This is a genomic window from Bradyrhizobium sp. MOS001 (assembly GCF_004634465.1).
In the GTDB taxonomy this organism is placed as follows: domain Bacteria; phylum Pseudomonadota; class Alphaproteobacteria; order Rhizobiales; family Xanthobacteraceae; genus Bradyrhizobium; species Bradyrhizobium barranii.
In genome coordinates, this window is the sequence record NZ_SPVJ01000059.1 from 1 (window position 1) to 22005 (window position 22005).

19 protein-coding genes and 1 pseudogene are annotated in these 22005 nt (G+C 59.1%); 6 read left to right on the top strand and 14 right to left on the bottom strand.

Annotation, left to right across the window (positions count from 1 at the left end):
- Positions 1–161: 161 nt before the first annotated feature.
- The 3 genes from CT676_RS38495 to CT676_RS38515 form a co-directional block, all read right to left on the bottom strand.
- Positions 162–2204 (bottom strand): alpha/beta hydrolase, encoded by a 2043-nt coding sequence (locus tag CT676_RS38495; RefSeq protein ID WP_135216796.1) that lies wholly within the window; start codon positions 2202–2204, stop codon positions 162–164.
- A gap of 605 nt (positions 2205–2809) precedes the next feature.
- Complete coding sequence (locus tag CT676_RS38505; RefSeq protein ID WP_135216798.1) at positions 2810–3076, bottom strand: hypothetical protein; 267 nt, start codon at positions 3074–3076, stop codon at positions 2810–2812.
- Positions 3077–3800: 724 nt separating this feature from the next.
- A complete protein-coding gene (locus CT676_RS38515) occupies positions 3801–4523 on the bottom strand; it encodes a hypothetical protein (RefSeq protein WP_135216800.1) in 723 nt (240 codons plus the stop codon).
- 272 nt (positions 4524–4795) lie between these two features.
- On the opposite strand from CT676_RS38515, the gene CT676_RS45675 reads away from it, so the two are divergent.
- Both CT676_RS45675 and CT676_RS44535 read left to right on the top strand, forming a co-directional pair.
- Positions 4796–5008: a hypothetical protein gene (locus CT676_RS45675; RefSeq protein WP_135216801.1), complete on the top strand. Its 213-nt coding sequence runs from the start codon at positions 4796–4798 to the stop codon at positions 5006–5008.
- Positions 5009–5145: 137 nt separating this feature from the next.
- Positions 5146–5319 (top strand): hypothetical protein, encoded by a 174-nt coding sequence (locus tag CT676_RS44535; protein ID WP_167768307.1) that lies wholly within the window; start codon positions 5146–5148, stop codon positions 5317–5319.
- Here CT676_RS44535 and CT676_RS38525 read toward each other — a convergent pair.
- From CT676_RS38525 to CT676_RS38535, 3 genes are all read right to left on the bottom strand, one after another.
- Positions 5309–6823, bottom strand: a complete 1515-nt coding sequence (locus CT676_RS38525) for an AAA family ATPase (protein WP_135216802.1) — start codon at positions 6821–6823, stop codon at positions 5309–5311. The genes CT676_RS44535 and CT676_RS38525 overlap by 11 nt on opposite strands.
- A 717-nt stretch (positions 6824–7540) precedes the next feature.
- A complete protein-coding gene (locus CT676_RS38530) occupies positions 7541–7984 on the bottom strand; it encodes a hypothetical protein (protein ID WP_135216803.1) in 444 nt (147 codons plus the stop codon).
- Positions 7985–8095: 111 nt separating this feature from the next.
- Entirely contained in the window at positions 8096–9514 is a 1419-nt protein-coding gene (locus CT676_RS38535; RefSeq protein WP_135216804.1) for a hypothetical protein, read from the bottom strand.
- 557 nt (positions 9515–10071) lie between these two features.
- Between CT676_RS38535 and CT676_RS38540 the strand changes: the two genes are divergently transcribed.
- Complete coding sequence (locus tag CT676_RS38540; RefSeq protein ID WP_135216805.1) at positions 10072–11832, top strand: radical SAM protein; 1761 nt, start codon at positions 10072–10074, stop codon at positions 11830–11832.
- Between the two features lie 530 nt (positions 11833–12362).
- Here CT676_RS38540 and CT676_RS38545 read toward each other — a convergent pair.
- Positions 12363–12947 carry a recombinase family protein gene (locus tag CT676_RS38545; protein ID WP_244623429.1) on the bottom strand — a complete coding sequence of 195 codons (585 nt, stop codon included), beginning with the start codon at positions 12945–12947 and terminating at the stop codon, positions 12363–12365.
- 506 nt (positions 12948–13453) lie between these two features.
- On the opposite strand from CT676_RS38545, the gene CT676_RS38550 reads away from it, so the two are divergent.
- Both CT676_RS38550 and CT676_RS44540 read left to right on the top strand, forming a co-directional pair.
- Positions 13454–13717 carry a hypothetical protein gene (locus tag CT676_RS38550; protein WP_135216807.1) on the top strand — a complete coding sequence of 88 codons (264 nt, stop codon included), beginning with the start codon at positions 13454–13456 and terminating at the stop codon, positions 13715–13717.
- Positions 13718–13783: 66 nt separating this feature from the next.
- Positions 13784–13954, top strand: coding sequence for a hypothetical protein (locus CT676_RS44540; protein ID WP_167768308.1), 171 nt, complete (start codon positions 13784–13786; stop codon positions 13952–13954).
- Between the two features lie 23 nt (positions 13955–13977).
- On the opposite strand, the gene CT676_RS38555 is transcribed toward CT676_RS44540, so the two are convergent.
- From CT676_RS38555 to CT676_RS38585, 7 genes and pseudogenes are all read right to left on the bottom strand, one after another.
- Entirely contained in the window at positions 13978–14493 is a 516-nt protein-coding gene (locus tag CT676_RS38555) for a hypothetical protein (RefSeq protein ID WP_135216808.1), read from the bottom strand.
- Between the two features lie 793 nt (positions 14494–15286).
- Complete coding sequence (locus CT676_RS38560; RefSeq protein WP_135216809.1) at positions 15287–16237, bottom strand: DUF3987 domain-containing protein; 951 nt, start codon at positions 16235–16237, stop codon at positions 15287–15289.
- Positions 16174–18357 (bottom strand): annotated as a pseudogene (locus tag CT676_RS38565) (bifunctional DNA primase/polymerase); the annotation flags it as partial. The pseudogene CT676_RS38565 and the gene CT676_RS38560, both read right to left, overlap by 64 nt.
- Complete coding sequence (locus CT676_RS38570; protein ID WP_135216811.1) at positions 18354–18863, bottom strand: hypothetical protein; 510 nt, start codon at positions 18861–18863, stop codon at positions 18354–18356. The pseudogene CT676_RS38565 and the gene CT676_RS38570, both read right to left, overlap by 4 nt.
- A gap of 189 nt (positions 18864–19052) precedes the next feature.
- Positions 19053–19538: a hypothetical protein gene (locus CT676_RS38575; protein WP_135216812.1), complete on the bottom strand. Its 486-nt coding sequence runs from the start codon at positions 19536–19538 to the stop codon at positions 19053–19055.
- Complete coding sequence (locus tag CT676_RS38580; RefSeq protein WP_135216813.1) at positions 19538–19804, bottom strand: hypothetical protein; 267 nt, start codon at positions 19802–19804, stop codon at positions 19538–19540. The genes CT676_RS38575 and CT676_RS38580 overlap by 1 nt, the downstream gene beginning before the upstream one ends.
- A gap of 302 nt (positions 19805–20106) precedes the next feature.
- A complete protein-coding gene (locus tag CT676_RS38585) occupies positions 20107–21375 on the bottom strand; it encodes a site-specific integrase (protein WP_135216814.1) in 1269 nt (422 codons plus the stop codon).
- 410 nt (positions 21376–21785) lie between these two features.
- Here CT676_RS38585 and CT676_RS38590 point away from each other — a divergent pair, with 410 nt between their 5' ends.
- Positions 21786–21983, top strand: coding sequence for a helix-turn-helix domain-containing protein (locus tag CT676_RS38590; RefSeq protein ID WP_063982866.1), 198 nt, complete (start codon positions 21786–21788; stop codon positions 21981–21983).
- Positions 21984–22005 lie beyond the last annotated feature (22 nt).

The following is a 22005-nucleotide window of genomic DNA, read 5'->3' on the forward strand; positions in this document are numbered from 1 at the left end:
CCCGATGATCTGCTCTTCCGAAAAGCGGCTGCGCTTCATGCTCTGGTCCTTGTCGTGGGCCAGAACGAACTTCAAACTGGATTAAACCCGCGGGGCAAGATCAATGATCGCTGCGATTTTCTCTCGGTTAGACAAGCAGGGTTTCGGCAAACGGCGATCAGCTAGGGAACGTAACGCCAGTGTGTCCGAGTTTGTGGCGGCTCGGGGAAGCCTCGAATCTCCCCCAATCGTGGGGGCTTGTCGCGTTTGTCGATAAGAAGCTTCAGATCGTTCATGACCGCACGGTTGCTTGCGAATTCGGAATGATTGAGACCGAGTAGTTCATCACCAACTGCGGTGACGTCTATCGTGTCTAAATTCGGCAGCACGACCGGACCTTCATCCGGCACGTCTCCGGCGCGCGGATAGATCGCAAGCACCTTCGATGCCATCAATGCCTTGTCTGCCGACGATGCGTATAGCGTAGCGCCTTGAATTATTTTCTGCACATCAGGAAGCTGCCGCATGAATGTGTCGCGGGCCACATCGGGCGCGGCCATAATTAGCTGGTCGAGCTGAACCGGACTTGTAGATGATGCGTTGCTCTTCAGCGCATCCAGCACGACGAGATTCCCCATGCTATGCGCGAGCACGTCGACATGTTCGATCCCTAGATCTTTCAGCTTCTTAAGGATGAATATGAAGCCATCCCGCGCTTCGAGCGCGCTGTCGAGATCATAACGGTAGTCTTGAACTGCCCCACGCGAGCTCCACGAATAAAGCACCGGAAGACCCTGGTAGTCGAGGTCGTAGACTATCTGCGCGTTGCGAAACAAAGCGTCCTCGAAGGTGTTGGCGAAGCCATGCACAAACACCAATGCGCTCTTTGCATTTTTACCCGTAACGAGTTGCTCCCAGTTCTCGATAGGCATGATGGATAATTTGCGGAGCGCGAAGTGTTTCTTATCGTCCTGTTGCTCGCGCTTAAGCTCAATCCCCCAGAATTTCCAAACTGAGGGCAACTCAATGCGACCTATCCGGTGGTGTTCCGGGATGTGTATGGCTGCGGCGCCAAAGGTCAGATTTGGTTGGCGATCGCCCGTGAATTGAATGGCCACAGTTCCGTTCTTGGGAACGCGGTCAGTGGCGAACAGGAATTCAACTAGCCGTCGGTCATTGAGTTGGCCTGGCGTTCCTGAGCCACAGGCGCCCGGCGCAGTTCGGCATGGATCACTATATTGCACAGGCCGAGCGGGCGGCGGGCTCTGCTGCGGCGGTGAAGGAGTGAGCTGCCCGCCCCAGTTCGGACGAGTCGAGGCGATCTGGCCGTTTGCATTGGGAATATTAAAAGGAAGCGACGAACCACCTGAACGACGACTTCCAAAGACATCGTTGTAGACGCTTCCTTGGATTTGATTGTTTGGGATGGGAACTGGGATCGGGACCGGCGGGGCGATCGGAGTCATCGAAACGATTTCAAGATTGGTCCAACGAATTCGCAGATCCGCCGCAGCCACGAAGAGCGACCAGCGCGAGATTCCTCTCGGATGAAAAACATCAGCTCGAAACGAATACGCTTGGTTAGTCTGGTCGAGTTGAGTGGTAGAGACTTGGATATTCGTGATCGGACCGAGGTCACGAATTATGGGGTAGATCCCGGTTCCAGACGTTTGAGCCAACGTATTCTGATAAAGCTGAGGTTCAAGCAGCGCTTGCAGGGCCGGAATGTTTCCGACTTGGAGGGCCGAAACGTACGCATAGACGGTGCCCTCGGGACGCGGGGGATCCGCCTTCAGCTCGGAGGCAGCGTACATTGTCAATCCCGCGGCCAGCGCGATGGCAACTAGCCACGCCTTCGCACAATCGACAGAGCTCTTGCCCGCTCCACCAAGGCGCTCGAGCTCCCACCCCATGGCTTGCTCCGTCCCGAGCGCTTCGCTGGGCTCCGCATGTAGCTCCCTGAGGGCGGTCACGTGCCGATCGGCAAGCCAAACCGTGAGCGCCTGCTGTGCGCTTAGGAGGCCGTAGGCAAGCGCGCAGCCGGCGGCCGCGACGCCAGCGCCGAACCAGGCGGGGTCGAGCCGAGCCACCCAGGCGTAGTTAGCGGCGAGTTGGAACCAAGTCGAAGGGAATAACCAGGCGGTCGCTCCGGCGACGATCGACAACGCAGCGAGTACGTCGGACGTCGCGACGGGGAGCGCGGTGAGGAGTTGCCACCGGTTCATAAGGCGCCTCCGTGAAATTTGACAGTTGTCAACAATTCGGGGAGCGTATTGTAGGTAGAGCGAATTGCCAATGCCAATTCACGTAGGGGTGGGACCGGTTTTAGCGGACGCTCAGCATGGTCTCCTCGCTACCGCCCCTTAGGATGGCGCCGAGCTGGCGGCAGGCCCGGCAAACGAACCGCAGCTCGAACTGGGACAGCCGAAGTTCATCAGGCCATTTGTCTACTGGTCAGCCGAAAGCTTCACGTTGGGGCCGCAGCGGTAGTCTTGGCAGAAAATGATCAGGTCACGCAGGCCGGTCGCTCGCAACTCTGGGCTTAAGCCTGGTAGGCTAGACCCGCCACTCGTACTCGAACACCGCTTTCTCTGGGTAGTTTCCTGTTCCCATTCGCGGGAAATCGCTGCAGTTTCCGAATTGAATTTGCCAGTTTCTCGATGGGGTCTTTGCCATGCCTAGCTGCATCGAAGATCTGCAGATGCTGCGTCTAATCAAGGCGTTTGAGAAAATAACCGACCAGGACTCCCGGCGCATGGTCCTTCAGTACGTGGAGGAGCTTCTGGAGAAGGAACGGACAAAGGTGCAGCAAATCCCTTCGGACTTCGGGCTAGGGTGCGCCCAAATCTTCGCCTGAGGTCAGCAACCGAACGTAAGTCCCGCTCTCGTGCAGCTCGAGCCACCCGCGCTCGACCGCGTGCCTGATGCCAGCGGCGAACTCCGGTCCGGTGGCCTTCAGCTTGTAGAGGAAATGAGCGTTGATCTTCTCGATATCAATGCGGCCGTCCTGGACGGCTTCAATGGTCTTTGCGAGCTCAACCAATTTGCGAGCCGCGGCTTCTGGGTTGGCGAAAGGGCGTTCGGTAGCGAGTTTCATCGGTAACCCATAGCTGGCACTGTCGGCGTATTCCAATCGAAGTGCGGTCGGACATCGGCGCCCCTTCTACCACAAGCCTGGCAGATGAACCGCGACTCAAGATCCGATAGCCGCACGTCGTCAGACCATCGATCGGCGCTCAAAGCAACGTTGTGACCGCAGCGGTAGTCGGCGCAATACACGAGGATGCCTTGGACGCCCATGGAGCGCATCTGACCGAACGTGATCTTGACGGGCCGGCCGTTGGGTTCTGTGGGCGTGTTGCGTCGGATCGGGCCAGGCATGCCGCGATCAAAGCGGCTTCGTAAGTACCTCGCAAATTATCGAACGCGCGCGAGAACTGGACGTCGTTGTGGAAAATCTGATTTTTAGCTCACATCCTCCCAGTTGACTGGCGCGGACTTTCTGTGCTGAACGCAACAACATGCGAAAACTCGTTTTTGCCGTAGTGGTGCTCACAGTATCCTGGTCGAACATTTGGATGGCTTGGGGCAACGCGTATTTTGTCTGCTTGTTGGCCGTGACCGCTGGCTACGCAGTCGATGCAGCGTATGTGATCGCCTACCACCGGCATGCTGCCTGGATAAGGCGAATAGTGGCGGGCTAATCACGCGTAATAGGCCAGCAGAGGAAATTACAACACGATAGGCGGCCCATTAGCGTCGAATGCGGTTTCCATAAAACCGTGATCGCGAGAGGCTCGCGCATCGCAAATTGCTACCATCTAAGGATGGCTATGGGCCTCTGCGGCTTCAAATGCTTTGCGAATTAAATCGGCTACAAAGCGAAGGGCTTCCTCGTGCGTGGCTGGCGGCGAGGGCGGACTGTGCGAGCCATCTCGGCGATGGCGAAATGAATTGGCCGTACGCTTCACGCGCTTATCCCGGTCCATCCAGCCGAGCTTAATCAAAACGCCTTCACCCCCGGCCCAATCTTCAATGCACTCAATAGCTTTGAAGAGATCAAACCATTCGCGTCGTCCCAGATATACCAGAGCATCTGCAAGGCGGTCGTCCGTGTCCGCTATTGATGTCCATCGGTGAACGTCGCTTGGCTGGGGAGGAGCGTCCGGTACAGCTGCGCCATCAGGACCAATTACCCTCATGATAGCGGCACCACCTTTGCTGCGGAGTTCTAAACCAAAAGCTTCCAGCATATGGTGACGACGCGTTCCGTCGGGCGCGAAGTGGATCACATCTTGCCTGCGAAGGGGGCGGCTCCCCTTTGAGGCTGCCATTGCGCCATTGAGCTGTTCTACAAGGGGCTCGCCTCGCGCATGCACCTGGGCAGCATCGAGATCGTCGAACCCTGACCAGCGGAGCACAAATATTTCCTGCATACGCTCCACCCATGGATCAAATGGCGCCTTAAGCGTCTCCTCCCAGTCCAGCAAATCAAAGTGGTGTCCGGTGAGCTGTATGCCCCACTGTGAAATGGTCTGATTCACAAAGTTCTCCCACAATTGGCACCGTGCTAGCTGGATCGAGGCCATATCAAGTTTTCGTGGTAACCCACAGATGCCTCTGTAGCGTTCGAACGCGAAGGTTTGAAGCGGACCGTCGGGCTGGCAAGGGAGCAGTGATCTGAGCAATGTGCCTGATGCCGACGGTACAGTATACCTTGTGATCTGTATACTTGCGGGCTTCGCTTTGGGCGCAGTCAGCAAGCCGAATGCCAAGACGTAGCTGCTAGCTATGACGCAGAGGTGCCGGTAGCTTTATGTCGAGTGCGATCGAGTTGATTGTCGACGGCTACGCGAGACTGAACGACCGCGAGTCGCTTGAGGATTTAAGGATGCACCGCCGGCGCCTTGCCGTGGACCTTAAGGCCAGGACTGGCTTCGACTGCGGGTCGTCTATCTCCCAGCTCGAGCATGACATCGCGGCCATCGAGACGGGTCTGGCGACGTTTTCGGGATCGGTCGGAGGGTAGGGGAACCTGAAGGGGAATGGGACCCGGCATGACGGCAGGCGGTTGCCTACCCCTGTGGCCCTCGGAGGGCCCTCCGAATTGGACGGCGAGAGCATCGGCGCCGCACGGAGCTGAGGACGGCCCTCGGCATCCTGGGAGTGGCCGCTCACATTGCTGAAGCGGCTCTGAACCACCTGCCCGCCAAGCTCCTGCGCACCTACGACGCCGACGCCTACTTCAAGGAAAAGCGCGAGGCGCTGGATCTCTGGGCGGCGCACCTGATGAGCTTAGTCGATGGCACGGCGAGCAACGTGGTGCCGATCAGGGCTTAAATCCGACGGGATACGGTGCCGTTTCCTCCTCCGCCTTTCCGGCAATAAAATCTGCGATGCGTTGCGCTTCGCGCGGATTTCCTTGCATCCACAACCCGATGAACGCGGAAGACACGATAGCAACCGGTATCAGTCCTGCCTTCTGACCGACTTGGCTGAAGATCAGATGAGGATCTCGGTTCGTCTGGTTGACCTCCTTTACGACCGTCTTGACGCGCTCTTCTTGCTCAGGCTGGAGATGCAGAGCCACCGCAAGCTTCATCGAGAGCGTGTCAATATTTGAAACAACATAGTTGAACACTTCGGATTCTGGCGCCTGACCCGGAAGCTTAATCACTCCCGCGTTCTCGTCGGCTGGCTTGGGGCTGTCGCCATCGAGGATACAGATAGACTTCAGTTTCTTGGCAATCGCCGGGTTCTTCCGGTGCGACGAATGGATGCTGTATGCTTGCCCGTCGCCGCTAACCGCATACACACCGATTTCGTCGATGTGCTCAGCAACCAAATTCCTGATTATGCTTTCGACCCATTCCTTCGCGAAAAGATCTTCTACGAAAATGGCAAGAGACTCGTCAATGCGACCGGTGATCGCCCTTAACGCCTCAATTGAGACTTTACCCTGACGCGCTTTGCCATCGATCGATGACCAAATCGCCTCATTGGGCAAAGGCAAAAGCGCGTCTTCGGAGTGCGTTGTGAAAATGGATTGAGCGGACTTACGGCCTGCGACATCCATTAGATATTCGACCATCCGTCGAACTGCAACGGGATGAAGGCCGTTTTCGATCTCCTCGATCAGAATCAGAGCATTGGCAGGCGCCGCTTCGATTTCGCTCACCATCCTGATGACTGACGATTCTCCAGCTCCGAAGTGAAACTCGGAATACGTGATGTTGCCATCGCCGCCGACATAGAAGCTCTGCGATTCAGAAATCGCAGCATGCTGGAATTTCGAGACGTCTTTTCCGAGTACTTTCGCGACTTGTCTTTGAACCTCAGCAAGGAGCTCGGTCGGTTTGCCTGTAAATGGATAATTGACGGTCGCAAATTTCTTGAACTCGCGGCGCTCACCTGCAGGGACTGTCCGCTGAATTCCAAAGTACAACACCGGTCTCTCGATCAGATCATCGCGAACCCACTTGGAGCGCTTGAACTTTGCACTCCGTTGAACGGGTTGCGTTGGGTTCTTCGACTTTTGAATGATGTCAAAGCCGATCCCCCATTCAGACATGGTCTCATCGCCAATAAAGCTTTTGGGGAAGAAGAGAGCTGGTCGGATAGACTTGTGAGCGATCGCTGCGGCGCCAAGAATTGTTGATTTGCCGCCGCCGTTCGTTCCGATCAATGCAGTCACCGGAAAGTCGAACTCAACATTCTCGTTTTGGAAAGCGCGGACCTTCAGCAGCTTCATGCGTCGCAGGTATGAGCCGTAGTTATTTGCTTTGACCTTCTGCAACAGCTCGCGGACTTGGCTGTCGCGGATTTCGGACTGGTACGGCCCCATAACGCCTCCTTACCCGGCGGCGCGAGGACTTGCGGCCGGTTTTAGCTGGAGAGTACCGGCGATTCTGCAATCAGCGATAGCGCGGCGCGCTACTTCCCCACAGCCGAGGGATCGCCGAAAGTCGATGAGGCACCCGAATGCAACTAATCGCCAGACTTGCCGCCAGGGATAACTTCAAGCCTAGGAGCGGCGAAGTTCGCCTCTTCGGCGAGGAGTTCCGACACGAGATCTCTCGCCGCTCTGACGAACGTCTCGGTGGCTTTATCCGGCGCGGATTTGATCGCGCCATCAAAGTGCCTTGGCTGGCGACGAGATACTGCTTGAATTTCGGCGCCATGCTCGGGTCGTCGCAAACTAGGGACTTGACAGTTGAAGTTAGGGCAAAACTTCGACCTTCAAGTTTTAAGATGCGCTCTTCAAGCATTGTGATAACGGCCTGCCCAACTGATGCATGCCCTTCGTCATCGAAGGGATAAAAGGGCAGGTCGATGGCACGGGCCTATGCTGCTCAAGCAAATTGTGCTCGTAGGCCGAGGAGGCGGCCATCGCTGTTGTACCTGGAGCAACGACGGCCAACTTTTTGGCAAATTCGTGCCTCGGTATGACACGCGCTTCGCGCGCTTGCCGCTACAGTTCAATCTGCCGCAACAGCGGCGGCGCAATCCACAGGCTCGCCTTCAATCTGTGCCTCCTACCGGTGGAGCAGTAGCGCCATGGTCAGAAACCCGATGCGGGCTCCGGTTGCCTCGGCGTCGGCTTCTGCATCGGCCCCAACAGACCCGCGAAAGGATCCTGCCGAACCGCGTTCTGCCAGTCTTGCCGCGGGATGTAGCCCGGTGAGAGGTAGTGCGCGGTCATGTCGTTCGGCCCGACATACTGCCCGGCAGGGCCATTGTCTGAACTTTGCGACGGGATGGCGGGCATCCCTGCGCTGTGTCGCGCGCGATTGGCGGCGTAAGTCGCAATTTCCGGGCCGAGGGTACCAATGGCACGCGTCCAAGGAATCAGCGTGTGCATCGGATCCCGCCAAAGGTTCTGCGTCGTCATGGACATCAGCAGCGCGGCCCGGCGAAGTTTGTCGGCGATGGACGTTCCCGGCGGCCCCGAAATGCTATCCTCTTCGGCGGCGTCGGGAGCGTTGTGTGTGAAGAATTCAGTCATGGTATGCTCGCTATTGCTTCGTGATGTAGCTTATGACGATCTTGGCTAGGTGTTCCGGCGGCGCGCTCATCACTGGCGACCCAAACACCAGTTGACGCAGGTATTGGGCAGTTATGATCCGTAGTGCTCCCTAACGATGATGATACCAGAGCCGCCCGCGCCACCAGCGGCACCACTTGTGCCGCTCGTGCCTGCCGAGCCTCCCGGCCCAACCGCGTAGGCATAGGTCGCGTTCGGTGAATTTATGATGGCCCGAACGTAGCCACCGGCTGCACCGCCACCCCCGCTGTTCGGCGTGGTGTTGGCGCCGCCGCCGCCACCGCCGCCGCCTGTGTTGGCTTGCCCGGGCGCGCCGGGCCCCGCACCAGCTGCGCCGCCCTTACCAGCCCCACCCAGCGGGCCCGATCCCCCATCGCCGCCAGGGTTGGCGGTAGCTACGCCAGATCCCGCCTGACCCGCGTTACCAGGAAGATTCAGATACCCGCCGGAAGGAGTCGTACCGGAGCCTCCGGCACTGCCTGTTCCTCCATTACCTGGGGTGGCACTGAGCAAGGGGCCTGTGCCCCATGTCGACGCACCGCCGGCGCCACCGTTGCCCGAGGTTGTGCCGGAGCCGGCACCGCCGCCACCGCCGCCAATGATCTCAATTTCGATCCAGAGGACGTTGGCGGGTGTGGTGTAGGTGCCCGAGCCGCTGGTAAAAACCTGCGTCGTCGGCAGCGTGCGGCGGGCAGCGGTCAATTCAATCTGGTTGCCTGTGTTGCTGATGCCGTTAGCCAGCGTGAATGGGCCGCTGTTGCCAGCGATCGTCGTCGCGCTGCCAGGTACGCCCGCGGTCGCAAAGCCCCAATCTGCGAACGTGCCGGAACCGCCGATGGTCGTCACGGCGATCGTCAACGATGTGCCGGAATATGCCGACACCACGCCTTCCATGAAGTTTGCGCCGTTCGCCATGGACGATGCGCGCACATACGAGCCAACCTGATAGGCCAGTCCGGCCTGGGTCGTGAACGTCTTGCTCGTCGAATTGGCGATCAAAAGCGACGTTGTCGACGTGCCGCCGTAGCCAATGCCCTGTGGACCGGTTGCGCCAGTTGCACCGGCGGCGCCAGTTGCACCCGCGGCGCCGGTTTCGCCCTTCGGACCCGCCACTAGCGCGCCGACGAGAACCCATTTCCCAGCTGCGAGGTCCGTCGCGAACGTGCCGGACGTGTGCGCGACGACGCAGCGGTACAGATTGCTGTTGGTGACGACGCTGTTGCCGACCAGAAAAGAAACACCGGTCGCCCACGCGTTCGCCGGCGACAATCCGTTGCTCTGCAAGGCGGCCGAAAGACTGTCAAACGTGACGATGCCGTTGGCCAGGGCGCCATCGTCGCGCTGGATCAGCGCGACGTTAGTCCGGATCTGGTCGGTGGTAGTCTTGACGTTGTTGAATTCGACGTCGAGCGCCTGACCGGGAAAATTGGCCAACGTTGCGGAATCGGAAATGAACGCGTGTTGTGGGGAATACGGCGGGGGCTGTGACACGGGGCATCCTCGAGAGGAGGGACGCCGCCGGCGACGCGACTAAATCAGCCAGTGCCTTATGGTATCTCAAAGCGATAAAGGTCGCAATGAAAACGCTCGACCATTGCAATGCGTTGATCGATTTTAACCGTTACGCTCCACTCTAACGCGCCCATGCCATAAAGCTCATCAGGAAACGTTAGGGTCCATCGCGTTCCAACCCGAAAACTGAAAAAAGCCTCGCGCTAGCGCCGCCGCGGTACGAGCCTTTTGCCCTCGCGGTTCGGCTCCCCCGCCGGGGGTGGCGTGGTGAGCGACCGCAGTCAGCCCATCGGTCGCTAACGGCGCTTAACCGGACATCACGCGGACAACGCAATTCGGTCGAGAATGACCCGGAACGGACGTCTGGCGCATGACGAACTGGCGACTGCGCACCCCAGTTTGTGCCGAACATTGCGCCGTGTGCGGTTAGCCGAGGTACTCGGATAGGATGTTGTTCGTGCCACAGTTCGTCGTTTTTTGCGAGGACCTCGCGAAAAGCAGTTGGCCTATGACCGACATCGAGCTACCCCTTGCTTATGAGCAAGAGCAGGAGTTTCCGGCTTGTTCTGATCAAGCCGTCCCATTACGACGACGATGGCTACGTCATTCGATGGTGGCGCGGCGGCCTGCCTTCGAACTCATTGGCCTGCCTTTACGGCATCGCGCTCGATTGTCATGAACGCCAGGTTCTCGGGCCCGATTTCGACATCGAGATCGACGCCATCGATGAGACCAACTGGAAGGTGCGTGTCGCGGATCTGGCGCGCGCAATCAAGGCCGCGGATTCCGGTATGGTGATGCTGGTCGGAGTCCAGTCCAACCAGTTTCCCCGATCGCTTGATCTGGCGAGACGGTTTCGCAAGCTCGGAATCCACGTTGCGATCGGCGGCTTCCATGTGTCCGGCACCCTCTCGATGCTGCCGGAGCGCGATCCCGGCGTTCAGGAGATGATGGACCTCGGTGTGTCGGTCTTCGCAGGCGAGGCCGAGGGACGGCTGGAGGGGCTGTTGCGGGACGCGGCCGCCGGGCGATTGCAGCCTCTCTACAACTACATCGACGATCTGCCGCACCTGGAGAGCCAGCCATTGCCGATCATTCCCCGCCAGCAGATCCGGCGGGTTATCGGCCACACCACGAGCTTCGACGCCGGGCGTGGCTGCCCGTTCCAGTGCTCGTTCTGCACCATCATCAACGTGCAGGGCCGCAAGTCGCGGCGCCGCAGCGCCGACGACATCGAGGCCGTGATCCGCGCCAACGTCGCCCAAGGCGTCTTCGCCTTCTTCCTTACCGACGACAATTTTGCGCGCAACAAGGATTGGGAAAGCCTGCTCGACCGCATCATCGCGCTGCGCGAGAAGGAGGGCTGGGACCTCCGCTTCACGATCCAGGTCGACACGCTTTGCCACAAACTGCCGAACTTCATCGAGAAATGCGCCAAGGCCGGCGTCCGGCGATGCTTCATCGGCCTCGAAAACATCAACCCGGACAGTCTGCTCGGCGCCAAGAAGCGGCAGAACAAGATCACCGACTATCGCGAGATGATGCTGGCGTGGAAGAAGGCCAGGATCATGACCGTCGGCGGCTACATTCTGGGCTTTCCCAACGACACACCGGAATCGATCGTTCGCGACATCGAGATCGTCAAGCATGAGCTGCCGATCGACATGCTGGAGTTCTTCTTCCTGACACCACTGCCGGGCTCGGAGGATCACAAGACGCTCTACATGAAGGGCGTCGCGATGGATACGGACCTCAACAAATACGACCTGGACCACGTCACGGTCGACCACCCCGCCATGTCCAAGGCGGACTGGGAGCGGGCCTGCGAGCTCGCCTGGAACACCTATTACAGCTGGGAGCACATCGAGACCCTGATGCGGCGTGCCGCGGCCATGGGCAACAATGTCGGTAAGATCGGGACCTACGCGCTTTATTTCAAAGGCTACCATCCCATCGAGCGGGTCCATCCGCTCGAAGGGGGGGTGCTGCGGCTCAAGAGCCGCGACGAGCGGCGTCCGCATCTGCCGGTCGAGCCGGCCTGGTCGTTCTATCCGCGCTATGCCGCCGAGACCGTCGTGAAGGCCGCGCAATGGGCATCGCTAGCGCTGCGCCTCCACCGGCTGGCGCGCAAGGTCAAGTCGGATCCGCACCGGCTGACCTATGTCGATGAGGCGATCACACTGCTGCCCGACGAGACTGAGAATCTGGACTTGTACAAGACCCGGTCCAGCCAGGCGTTTCTCGATCAGCGGCGGCATATCGAAGAGGCGCAGAAACCTAAGCTGTCCGTGCGGTAGTTGCAAAACTCGCGTTAGTTTGATTTCAAGCCGCCACGAACCATCGCATCCTCACAGATTGACGGACAAGCGACGTCCGTTTGCACCGAACAGCCCCAAAACGTCCACTTCGGCTTCTGGCCGATTGTGTTGCAAAAGTCGAAAGTTGCAGGGCTCAAGATTTTTCGCGAAAACACTAAGCAGCGAGCGATCGCTGATTCGTATGACCTCAATCGCGCTACCGAAGTCGCCTGTGAATTTTGCGTGAGGCCGTGAGGTCCCTCGCATCTTGTACGCGAAAGTCGCGTCCACGGCCCGCAGAATTTTGGTCATCGGCGAAAATCGACTTTTGCAACAATATCGGCCCTTTTCGGACTCCACTCGCTATTCAATTTGAGTCCGATATGCAAATCAAAGCGGAAATCCGCCCACCATTCTCGACTTGCGACCTTGAATCTCAAAAAATCGCGCACTAGTCGGAAGGCAATCCGCGGTCTTGGACACCATCGAGGGGGGCCTGGGGCGGGGGTGGGGGCGGCCGCCGGCGGCAACTACATGGCGTCGACAACGCGTTGCACCACGCTAGTGCCGACGCCCAGGGTGCGACCGATCTTGAGAACGCCCATGCCTTTGGCGCGCAGGCTGCGTATGCGCTTCTCGACCGATACGGGCGTACGCGGACGGCCAAGGCGTGTGCCCTTCTCCCTGGCTCGCGCAAGGCCGGCATTGACCCTTTCGCGAATGATGCCGCGTTCAAACTCAGCGAAGACGCCAAGCATCTGAAACATCGCGCGCCCGGCCGTGGTCGAGGTGTCGAGTCCTTGCTGGTGTAAGAAGAGGTCGACGCCCTTGTCACGGAGCGCCTGGAGAATGGCGAGCAGATCCGTCAGCGATCTTCCCAAACGGTCGACGGACCAGGCGGCGACCATATCGAACTCTTTCGCGTTAACCGCCTTCATCATGGCGTCGAGACCGGGGCGCTTGTCCCGACCCTTGGCGCCGCTGATGCCGGCGTCTTCGTAGACCTTCACCACTTCCCAGCCGGAGCGCGCCGCGACTGCCTGGAGCTCACGGCGCTGGTTTGCTGTCGTCTGGCTGTCGGTGCTCACTCGCAGATAGATTGCCACCTTCTTCACGGCTGGCTCCTGAGGCTGTTCGTCCATTGCACAGGATACGCGACAGGCATACGAAAAACAAATGGTTTGCGTATAGGAAAAGCGGCTACAAAAATCGTCAGCAAATACAAGAGTCGCGACTCCCCGGAGCATTGCAGGGTTTTCCGTATGGGGCTGCATAGCGTGCCGCTGTAGGGCCTCCCATGTCGGGCTTTGTAGAGTTCGAAAAGAATTTTTCGCTCAGACAAGCGACGCAAGCTTTTGAGCTGGGTGGCATTTCTCTGGCGCGCGTGTAGAAAACTGAGAGAAAAAGACAAATGATATCAAAGGCTTATTGACTTAGTGCGGATTCGGCGCATTCTTTGCGTGCGGGCCGAAAACCCGACGTAGCACGCGTATTCAAATTCAGAGTCCCGGTGGCAGCGACATGTCCAAGACGAGAGTCCAAAAGCGCTGCGGACCATGTGCGGGTCTTTTCGCACCGGGACCGTTCACCTCATCCCCGCCCGAAAGCGGAAAGGCACACCATGTCCAACATCATTCCGTTCGTCCCAAGAGTTGTGAAAAAAGCAGAGGAAGAGATGCCTCAAGTCAAAAAAATTGACTGGTCGACGTTCCCGCCAACCTTTAGCTTTTCCCAGATCGAGCCCGGTGGATTTGCGGAGATAGAGGGCTTGGTGCCAATGGAAGTCGCGATTTTGCTGTTAGAGGGCCTTGAGGCTTACAAGGCAAAGCGCGCGTCGGCAGTGAAGACGAAGAGATCCGCCGGCAAGAAGAAGCGGAATAGCTGAACGAGCACGACACGAGCCCCGCGCCAGTGTGGCGCGGGTTTCGCGTCCAGCCTGCGGGGGACACAAATGAAGCTTGCCGCCGTTTTGGCTGCGCTTGGCATCACAATGTTGATTTACAACGTGCCGCATCTCTGGCGAGACGATGGCTCCGCCAGTGGATACGGCCATGGTGTCTTCTTTGGCATCCTGTTGGTGTTCGGCGCCGTTTGGCGTGTGTTTGGTCAGCGCAGCGAATAGGTGCCATCTCGCCTGGCCGGCCCTTACTTCGGCAAGGCGGCTTTGATCCGTTCACCCAACTCCGTCAATCGAAACAGGTGCAGCGGCTCCGGCTCGGCGCCGGCCTTAATCTGCCACGGGTCTAGGATCCCCTGGTATGCCGGATTGCGAGCCTTCTCGACCCATCCCCGGCGCAGCAAGACTTGATGCACCTTGCCGCGGCCGCTTTTGTGGATCCCGGCCATGCGCGCAATGTCGCCCATGCCGAGCCATTCTCCTGGCCGCATAACGCGCAGCATGCGATCAGCGATGGACTGACCCGGCAGCGCGCGGCATAGATCCCGTTTCCGCGCTGCCGTCAGGATCTGTTCCGTAACGGCTTGTCGTCGTTCGGCCTTGATGCGTTTCTTACTCGCCACGGATTTCGCGACGTCCTGGAGCGGTCGCTTATCGCCCTTTTTAGTAAACCGCCACGTTTGGTCGGCTTCATCGAGCAGGCGCCAAATATTTGCGAGCCATTCGTCCGGGTCTGCCGGGAGTCGTAAATCGAAAGCAGGCATGCCTATGGCCTATGTTGTGGTGCGATTTATCCAGCGATTCAAATCGCGGTTGACGGCCGGCAACCGACACAAAAGCCGCAGTTGGATAAAAAGGATAGCTCGCAAAATTAAAAAACAAGACGATACGTTGACCGCTCCGTCCTAATCGAACGAGCCAGAGGCGTCGCGCAGCTGGCCGGCTAGGTCCGCTGCTGACATCTTCCGGCCAGTGGCTTTCTTTTTGACGGTGTTGCGCGTAACCGGCTTGGCGATCGACACGGGGCCGCTCCGGATCTTGCGACACGTCGGGCAACGCCGAACAAGCTGCCGAGTTTTGATCTGGCGCATTGACGCCGTGACCTGGAACGGTCCTGCACAATCCGGGCAGGTCGTTTCGAGCTCGAGGACCCTAACCTCGCGGTCGTTGCTTATGGTGTGAAAGAACGCGCCAGTTTGGACGTAGACCTGGCCGCGAACGGTGAATTTACTGCCAGTGGTGGAAGGTGTTGTTCGCTGCATGTTGAGAGTCTCGAAGGTGGATCGGTTTCGTGGGTGCCGGTGGCGAGTCGGCTTTCCTTTTCTGGAATCGGCCAGCGTTGGCATAATTGGCATCGCTCAAGGACTGCACCGGTTGTCACCGTTGTCACTTGAGGGAATTTGCAGGAAAGACGGCCAGTGGGCCCCTGGCTTCTATTATTAGAAGATGGGCTTTTAAGGTTCTCACGCGCGCAAGTGACAGACGGTGACAACGGTGACAAACCGTTACGCCGCGACTGTCTGGGAAGGCGGTGACAGCCGGTGACAACGGTGACAATCATGCCGCTGCGCCCTGCTTGATGCTTTCCTGCACCCCGTCCCGCCGACGGCGTTCGGTTGCCGCGATTTCCGCAAAACGACCGTCGTGTACAGCCGGATTAACGGTCCAACGGTCCTCGACGCCATGTCGATCGATGTGGGCCGGTTTAACCCAGTCGTGCATTTCCAGGACGCGCATCGTCGCCACGATTAGGCTTCGCTTCTCTGGGGACTTCAGCGCGGGGTAGACGCGATAAACGTCCCGGCTCGAAATGGCAGCCAACCCGCGCGCCAGCACAAAGCCGGCGACCCAGAGGGCGTGTTCGTCCATTGTGGATGCGCCCAGATCTTTCAGGTAGAACGTCAACGCGTGGGAGTAGACGAACTCTGTCAGATACCGGCGCGCTCGTTCCGCAGTGCCTTGACCGATGACGGCGGCCGGTAGGGTATCTGCAACGGCGCCAGAAGCCCCGTAATGCTCGATGAAGTGGAAAACGAGGGAAAGCCTACCGAACTCGTTGGGCATCTTGTCGAGCCACTGGCGCAGCGTTGGGGAGGCATCAGGCCGGGCGATCTCTTTGGCCTTGAACGCTTCGACCGCGTGCAGCTCCGCATCAGCTTTCGGTGAGAATCGGAACAGCGTGCCATTGGCCGCATCTGCGATCGCGTTGGCAGCGTTCGCCAGTCGCTCCCCGGTCGCAAGGTCTGGGGCGATGTCGGCGCCGTTTCCGGACCGGTGGATGCTGATGGGGGTGAACCGCTGTAGCAACCCGTCGTCCGACATGCCAAGTTTCAACGCCTTGATCTTGTCGGGCTGAATTCCGCCCAGGACCGAGATCGCGCAGTTTTCGACGCAGATACGCTCCGACAGTTTCCGGTTGACGGTGAAGTCACCCCCTCCTTGGCCTGCAGCCAGAAAGCGCGGTCTTTTCCGCCCTTGGCACGATATGCGTCCATGCCGGCCAGCCAGCCCGCAAGTTCGTCAGCGTGATACAGCAGCCCTTCCGGGTTCTCGCACAGCGCGACGGCCAGTGCTTCCGTCGTCGCGTCGTTGTAAATCTTCTGCCTGAATCGGGGCTTAGCCGGTTCGGCTTCGCCCTCGAAAACCTTGTCAGTGCTTTCCGGCTTTGCCTTGTTTGCCTTTTCAGCTGTTGCGCGGCGCGTCTCGTCAGCCTTGCGTTTGTGCTCGTCGGCCGCAAACGATTTCCGCCATGCGCTCTGCAGCTTTTGTACCGGTCCCATTGCGGCGTTGATGGTTGCCGACTTATTCGAGCCAGGGGGGCCGATGATGGCCGTCCACAGTATCGGCTTGACGGTCCACTCCGTGTCAAGCTGGCGCATCTGCAGACGGTTGCCGGCCGGTACAAGTGAACCGAGTGCGGTCACCAATGCGGCGGCTGGCGCGCCGGCGTCCACGCCTAGGCGGCGGGCGCGGTCGCGCGCGAACTGCTCTACCAGTTCCGGAAGAACACCGGCAGGCAGGTCCACGGGCTTCAGGTGGTCGACGAAGATCGCGTTGGGCTCATTCTCCCATGCTCCTGCATCGCCTGTGACCGCGGTTGGAATGCCGGCCGCCGCCGATACCCGTTCCGCGATCTCGACCGCGTCGAAGCCTGGCGCCAACGGGTGCTTGCAGCCGATTGCGTTTTCCCGACTGCTGATACCCGACCCAGTGACGCGTTCGATGTCCTCCAGATCCAACGGAGGTGAGCATTTCAGATCATTCCATTCGAGCATGAGCTCGAGCGCGGTTGGATATGTCACGCCGTAGTCGTACAAACCGGCCGCAACACTGTGTGCGGTGTTGTCTCTATTACCTTCTTCTGCGACTGGTGCGCGATCGACCATCCATTTAGTTGCTAATTCGATCGCGATGTCATCTTCCTCAACGATCCGTTTGCTGGCGGCGCTTGTTTTTGCTTTGGCTACACTGCACGCTTCGACAATCCACCGCGGAGCGAAGGCCATCGGTCTATCGTCGGCTCGCGTGTACGCGCGACCGTCGATTGTGCTGCCTGGCATTAGAACGTAACCGCCGGCGGCTTTAACGTCGATGCCTTGACCCAATTTGTCGTTGCCGCCTTTGAGCGGTCTACCACCCGGTGCGACGTAGAGTAGATGCTGCCCGCCGCCCTGTGTGTTGGTAGTCGCAGTTTCGGGAAAGTCTTCAACGAGTCTCAGAAACTCAAGGGTTTGGTCACCGCCTTTGCGCGGATCGATGTCGACGACAAGGAAGTCATTTGTTGCCCCGCCGATGTTGGCGTCCGGCCACTGCGCCCACCATTTCCGAATTTGCTCCGGATCCTGCGTCGCGAGGTTCGGCCAGTCGCCCAGCAAGGGAGTCTTCGCCGCCGTCACAGCTGCGTCTCGTTCTTGTTGAGAAGCGCGCCGGCCGGGGTCGACGTACCAGCGCAACGGGTGCACCGGGATATATTGCGAGGCTTCGAGAGCCCAGTCCAATTTTGTTTTGACGGGTGCCGACGTCGGCGCCACTGGCGTGGGTTTCTTCAGAGCCACAACGTCCATTGGCTTGCTTTCTGCAGGCAGCTCGACGCCGCACAGCTCCAAAAGCCACGAGGGTGCGGGTTCGATCTTGGCATTGCCGGGGACAAACTCGCACCGAGTATCATTGATCGTCGAGCCGGGGCCGACGACGAAATCGTTGCTCCCGAAAACACTAATACCTGGCGCAAGCAAATCGATTGCTGTCTCGACGGTGGCGCCCGGCGGTAAGGCGTAGGTCATGAAAGCGCCTTTGCCTTTCTGTTCGCGGGTGCAGATGCTCGCACAGCCGAGGGTTTGCCAGGGATGGGCGGAGTGTTCAGCGAAGATGCTTTTCAGCTTGGCGATGGACTCGGGCCCGCAGTCTTCATCGATATCGATGGTCAAGAGGCCTTTCGTTGAAATCCCGATATTCGCCTGAGGGCAAAGTTTCCAGCATTCCCGAATTTCATAGGGATTTGTTGTTGCTACTTTTCGCCAGTTCGGGATCAAGGAATCCTCTGAATTCGGCTTGAGCGGGAACACGGGAAGACCTCGCGCTGCGATATCGAGCGCAAAATCCAACTTGGACATCGAGGTGGCGGTCATTGGCGCGCCTCCGGTCCGAACACTCGGACCTCAGCATCCTTGCCCTTCCAGCGGTTGATGTACGCGAGCCAGCTCGCGGCGCTTTCTGGCGTGGCGTTGACAGCAGTCTGAAAGCGAGACCGCTGGTATGCCGCGTTCACTATCCATGCGCTTACTTCAGGATGGAGGCTCGTGCCGCGTTCGCACCACAGTGCAATTTGCTCTGCGTTCTCGACGGCCCACAGCAGCGTAGGCGCATGAAAATCAGGTATTGCCGGAAGCGTCCCGTCTGCCTCCCGGATGTCGGCGTGAACGAACACCTGGCAGACGTCGTGCGCTGCGCTCGCGACGCGCCGCGCGCGGCGTGGAAGCCCGCAGCCGGTGCGCATGTCGACGTTGGCCAACACCTTAACGCCGCCGGGTGCTGTGATCGTGTGAAGGGAGGTGCCGTTCTGCGGAATCAGGAGCGCGGGCAGCAGGCTCCACGCAACGTTGTGTTGCGGGTTGTCTTCATGTATATTGAGCACTTGCAAAACCTTATAAGCCCGGTTCGGAGCTGGTCACTCCCACCGGGCTTTCGCTTTAAGCGAAGCAGCTCGGCAACCCGGTAACTGATGGTCGGGTGCTCGACATTTCGTCGAGCGTTGGCGCGGTTGCGAACCACCGCGGCCAGAAGGCCGCTACAGCAAGGCAGGCATTCTAATCGTCGCGGGCGCTCACGCGTCCACGTCTTCTTCAACAGAAATTGGTGAGGCGACACGAACGGTGGGCGACGGTCGATAAACCGCGTAATCGTCGACAAGGGACAGGCGATCGGTCACGGTCAGAACAGCGCAGCGGTGATCGTCGCTGCATGCCTTTACGGCAAGGTTCATAAGCGCTTCGATCAGCCCCTCGCGCGAACGCTCTCGGACGGGCAGGATCTCGGAAGACATGTACGTCGATCTGTCGACCGCAGATCGCACGCTCGCAACAGGATAGTAGTCTTCAAATTTCCGGCCACCTCCGGATTGCCCCGGCGGCACCTGTGCGTCCGAACACGCATACACAAAGAACCGGATGCGAGGGGCGGCGTCGATCCTCTTCCATTCGGATTCGGTGAGTTCTGACGCGTATGGAAAGAAAATGACGCAGGCCGTTCCGTTCTCGAGAAATGAGATGATGTTGTCGGGCCGGGTCTCTGGGATGAGCCCAAGTGCCATCACGCCACCGCCGTTTCGTTGGGGCGCTCTGCACCCTTTGGTGATCGTGCGGTTGGCAGCGCCTCGACCGCGGCCGCGATCGTGGTTTCGTACCAGCGATTCAAGGTTCCGAGCTTCTTGTCGGGAGGAGGGATCAAACCCAACTGGAGGTATCGCGCGAAAGTGCTTCGTCCGGGATTCCCGAGCAACTCGCGGAAAAGAAGCGCGTCACCAAGGCGGTTTTCATTTGGAAAATCTGGCAGAAGGCGGCTTTGAATTCTGGACACAGCTTTGCTCCAATCGATTGGATCTTGGAGCCCGAGCGCGCGGTCGGATCGAATTATTTTAAGCGCGTACAGGGGTCTGCCAAAGCAGACGGCCTACCTTGCGGTAATACCTGCGGGTGTTCGCCGCTACACAGCCGGGGATCGTGTCCCTCGCTCCACGTCGCGTCCGTCTCCGTTGCGCAACGTTTACAAGACTAGGTTCTCACTTTTTCGTGAGATGCGCAAGGGGCCTTATCGAGACGAGTTCGGAGACCGATAGCCATTAGCGCGGGATTTACATTTTGATCGCGCGGCACGCTGAATCAAGCCGCCAATTCCAGCGACCTAATCGCGAGGGATGACAACGCGCTTTCAATTGCCAGTGCGGCCTCGCGCTTCTCATCGAACATGTGCCAACGCGCGTAGATGGCGGTCACATCGTCGTCTTTGTGATTCAGCAGCGCCTTCACATAGTCGCGCTGGATGCGCAACGACTGCGCAAGCGTCGCAGCGGTTCGCCGCAGATCGTGCGGTGTGAACTTCGCGAAGGTATCCTTGTAACGCTTATCGTCCAGGATCCGCCTAACCGCCTGGCTGAGGGAGTGGCGGGCGAGGGCGGTAACTTTTTCGAACCGGCTCGCGAAGACCGGCTTGTCGTTCAGGCCCTTCGCATATTTGCCGCTCAGCTCGAGCGCTTGCCGGATCAGCTCGACGGCCGCCGGCGACAAAGGCACCGTGTGCTCGGTCTTCTTGTTCTTCGTGCGAAGCCTGGGGATGATCCAGTGGGGAGTGGGGCCGTCGAGGTCGTGGAGTTCTGACAGCATCATCCCTGCCACCTCGCCGGGGCGTTGGGCAGTCAGAAGAACGCATTTGAGTGCCAGGCGAACGGTTTCGGTGGCTTCGACGTCGGGATCGCTGAGCGCGCCGAGGAGGGCCCGAAGCTCATCCACCGTGAGCACGCGATCCTTCTCGGTTTCCTTACCTCCGACCTTTTTGAGACCAGCGAGAAAGTTCATCGGGATGTGATCGCGTTCCGCGGCCCAGCCCCACACGGTCCGAACCGTCGACTGGGTCCGGTTCGCGCTGGACTTCGACGTTCGGGCGATCTGTTCGAAGAAGTCCATCAACTCGCGTTTGGTGACGGAGACCGCCGGCCGCTTTTCGAACTTGGCCTTCGGCCGTTTTAGATATCCTTCGTCGGTCTTCCAGCTGATTTTGCCGCCAGCTTTGACATGCGCGATGTACCGGTCGCACAGCTCGCCGAAGGTCAAAATCGCCCTGGCCTGCGCAGCCCGCTCAGCATCCTGGACGGCGCGAGGATCGTTCCCGCCGTTCCGTTGGCGGCGCCGCTCATCGGCTTGCTCGCGGGCTTCGCTCAGGCCCAGATCGGGGTATTCCCCCAGGGTGATCCGGCGCATCCGGCCGCTCAGCTTATAGGCAAACGTCCAGGTTTTGATGCCGGCTGAGGTGCAGCGGATGGATAGCCCCCGGCACCTGGCGTCTCCGATCTCAATACGCCCGTCGGGCGCCTTAAGCGCCTTCACAAAGCGGTCCGTCAGCGCCTGGCGGGAAACCCTGGGAAACTTTTGCATCGGATAAAAGGATATCCGACGAGAACTTCCGATACAAGCCGAGACGCGAAAAATCGTTACGTTACAGGTACTTCTGAGAACAAATGAGACTTACTGAGCATCCGCGAGAAACCGAAATTGCATCACTGGGAGACTAGGGGTCGGAGGTTCAAATCCTCTCGCTCCGACCAATAACCTCAAAGGCTTAGCGGGAAGTCTGAAATCGAGATTCTGGGCGAGTCGCCACCGGGTAGCCACCCGACGCCAAATAGCCGCCCGCTACTGCTCATTCTTTTTTCGGCCGCCCCTGTTAGGCGGGCCGCTCGACCGATAATTAGATAATATCGGAATGCAGCGCCACGCGCGGCAACTCCGGCGCGCTGACTGGATTGCCGGGGCGCTGATTACTTCTCCCCGCTCGGGAGTCTTTCGTGACCCTCCTCACATTGGATGAAGTGGCGGCCATCACCGGCCTGTCGCAGTCGACACTTGCCAAGAAGCGCATGGCTGGTACCGGCCCGGCCTTTTTTAAGCTCGGCAGGACCATCAAATACGCGGCACAAGACGTGGATGCGTGGCTGCTTTCGCGGCGGCGTACATCGACCTGGCAGCCAGCAAACGAGCTGTAACCGCCTGAGCGCACCGGCCTCG

What these genes read in the sequence shown, in the direction of transcription:
- CT676_RS38555 (WP_135216808.1), bottom strand. Translation starts at nt 14,493, where the DNA reads ATGCCTGCTTTCGATTTACGACTCCCGGCAGACCCGGACGAATGGCTC.
- CT676_RS38575 (WP_135216812.1), bottom strand. Translation starts at nt 19,538, where the DNA reads ATGGCACTTGGGCTCATCCCAGAGACCCGGCCCGACAACATCATCTCA.
- CT676_RS38540 (WP_135216805.1), top strand. Translation starts at nt 10,072, where the DNA reads ATGAGCAAGAGCAGGAGTTTCCGGCTTGTTCTGATCAAGCCGTCCCAT.
- CT676_RS38530 (WP_135216803.1), bottom strand. Translation starts at nt 7,984, where the DNA reads ATGACTGAATTCTTCACACACAACGCTCCCGACGCCGCCGAAGAGGAT.
- CT676_RS38505 (WP_135216798.1), bottom strand. Translation starts at nt 3,076, where the DNA reads ATGAAACTCGCTACCGAACGCCCTTTCGCCAACCCAGAAGCCGCGGCT.
- CT676_RS38550 (WP_135216807.1), top strand. Translation starts at nt 13,454, where the DNA reads ATGTCCAACATCATTCCGTTCGTCCCAAGAGTTGTGAAAAAAGCAGAG.
- CT676_RS38525 (WP_135216802.1), bottom strand. Translation starts at nt 6,823, where the DNA reads ATGGGGCCGTACCAGTCCGAAATCCGCGACAGCCAAGTCCGCGAGCTG.
- CT676_RS44540 (WP_167768308.1), top strand. Translation starts at nt 13,784, where the DNA reads ATGAAGCTTGCCGCCGTTTTGGCTGCGCTTGGCATCACAATGTTGATT.
- CT676_RS38585 (WP_135216814.1), bottom strand. Translation starts at nt 21,375, where the DNA reads ATGCAAAAGTTTCCCAGGGTTTCCCGCCAGGCGCTGACGGACCGCTTT.
- CT676_RS38495 (WP_135216796.1), bottom strand. Translation starts at nt 2,204, where the DNA reads ATGAACCGGTGGCAACTCCTCACCGCGCTCCCCGTCGCGACGTCCGAC.
- CT676_RS45675 (WP_135216801.1), top strand. Translation starts at nt 4,796, where the DNA reads ATGTCGAGTGCGATCGAGTTGATTGTCGACGGCTACGCGAGACTGAAC.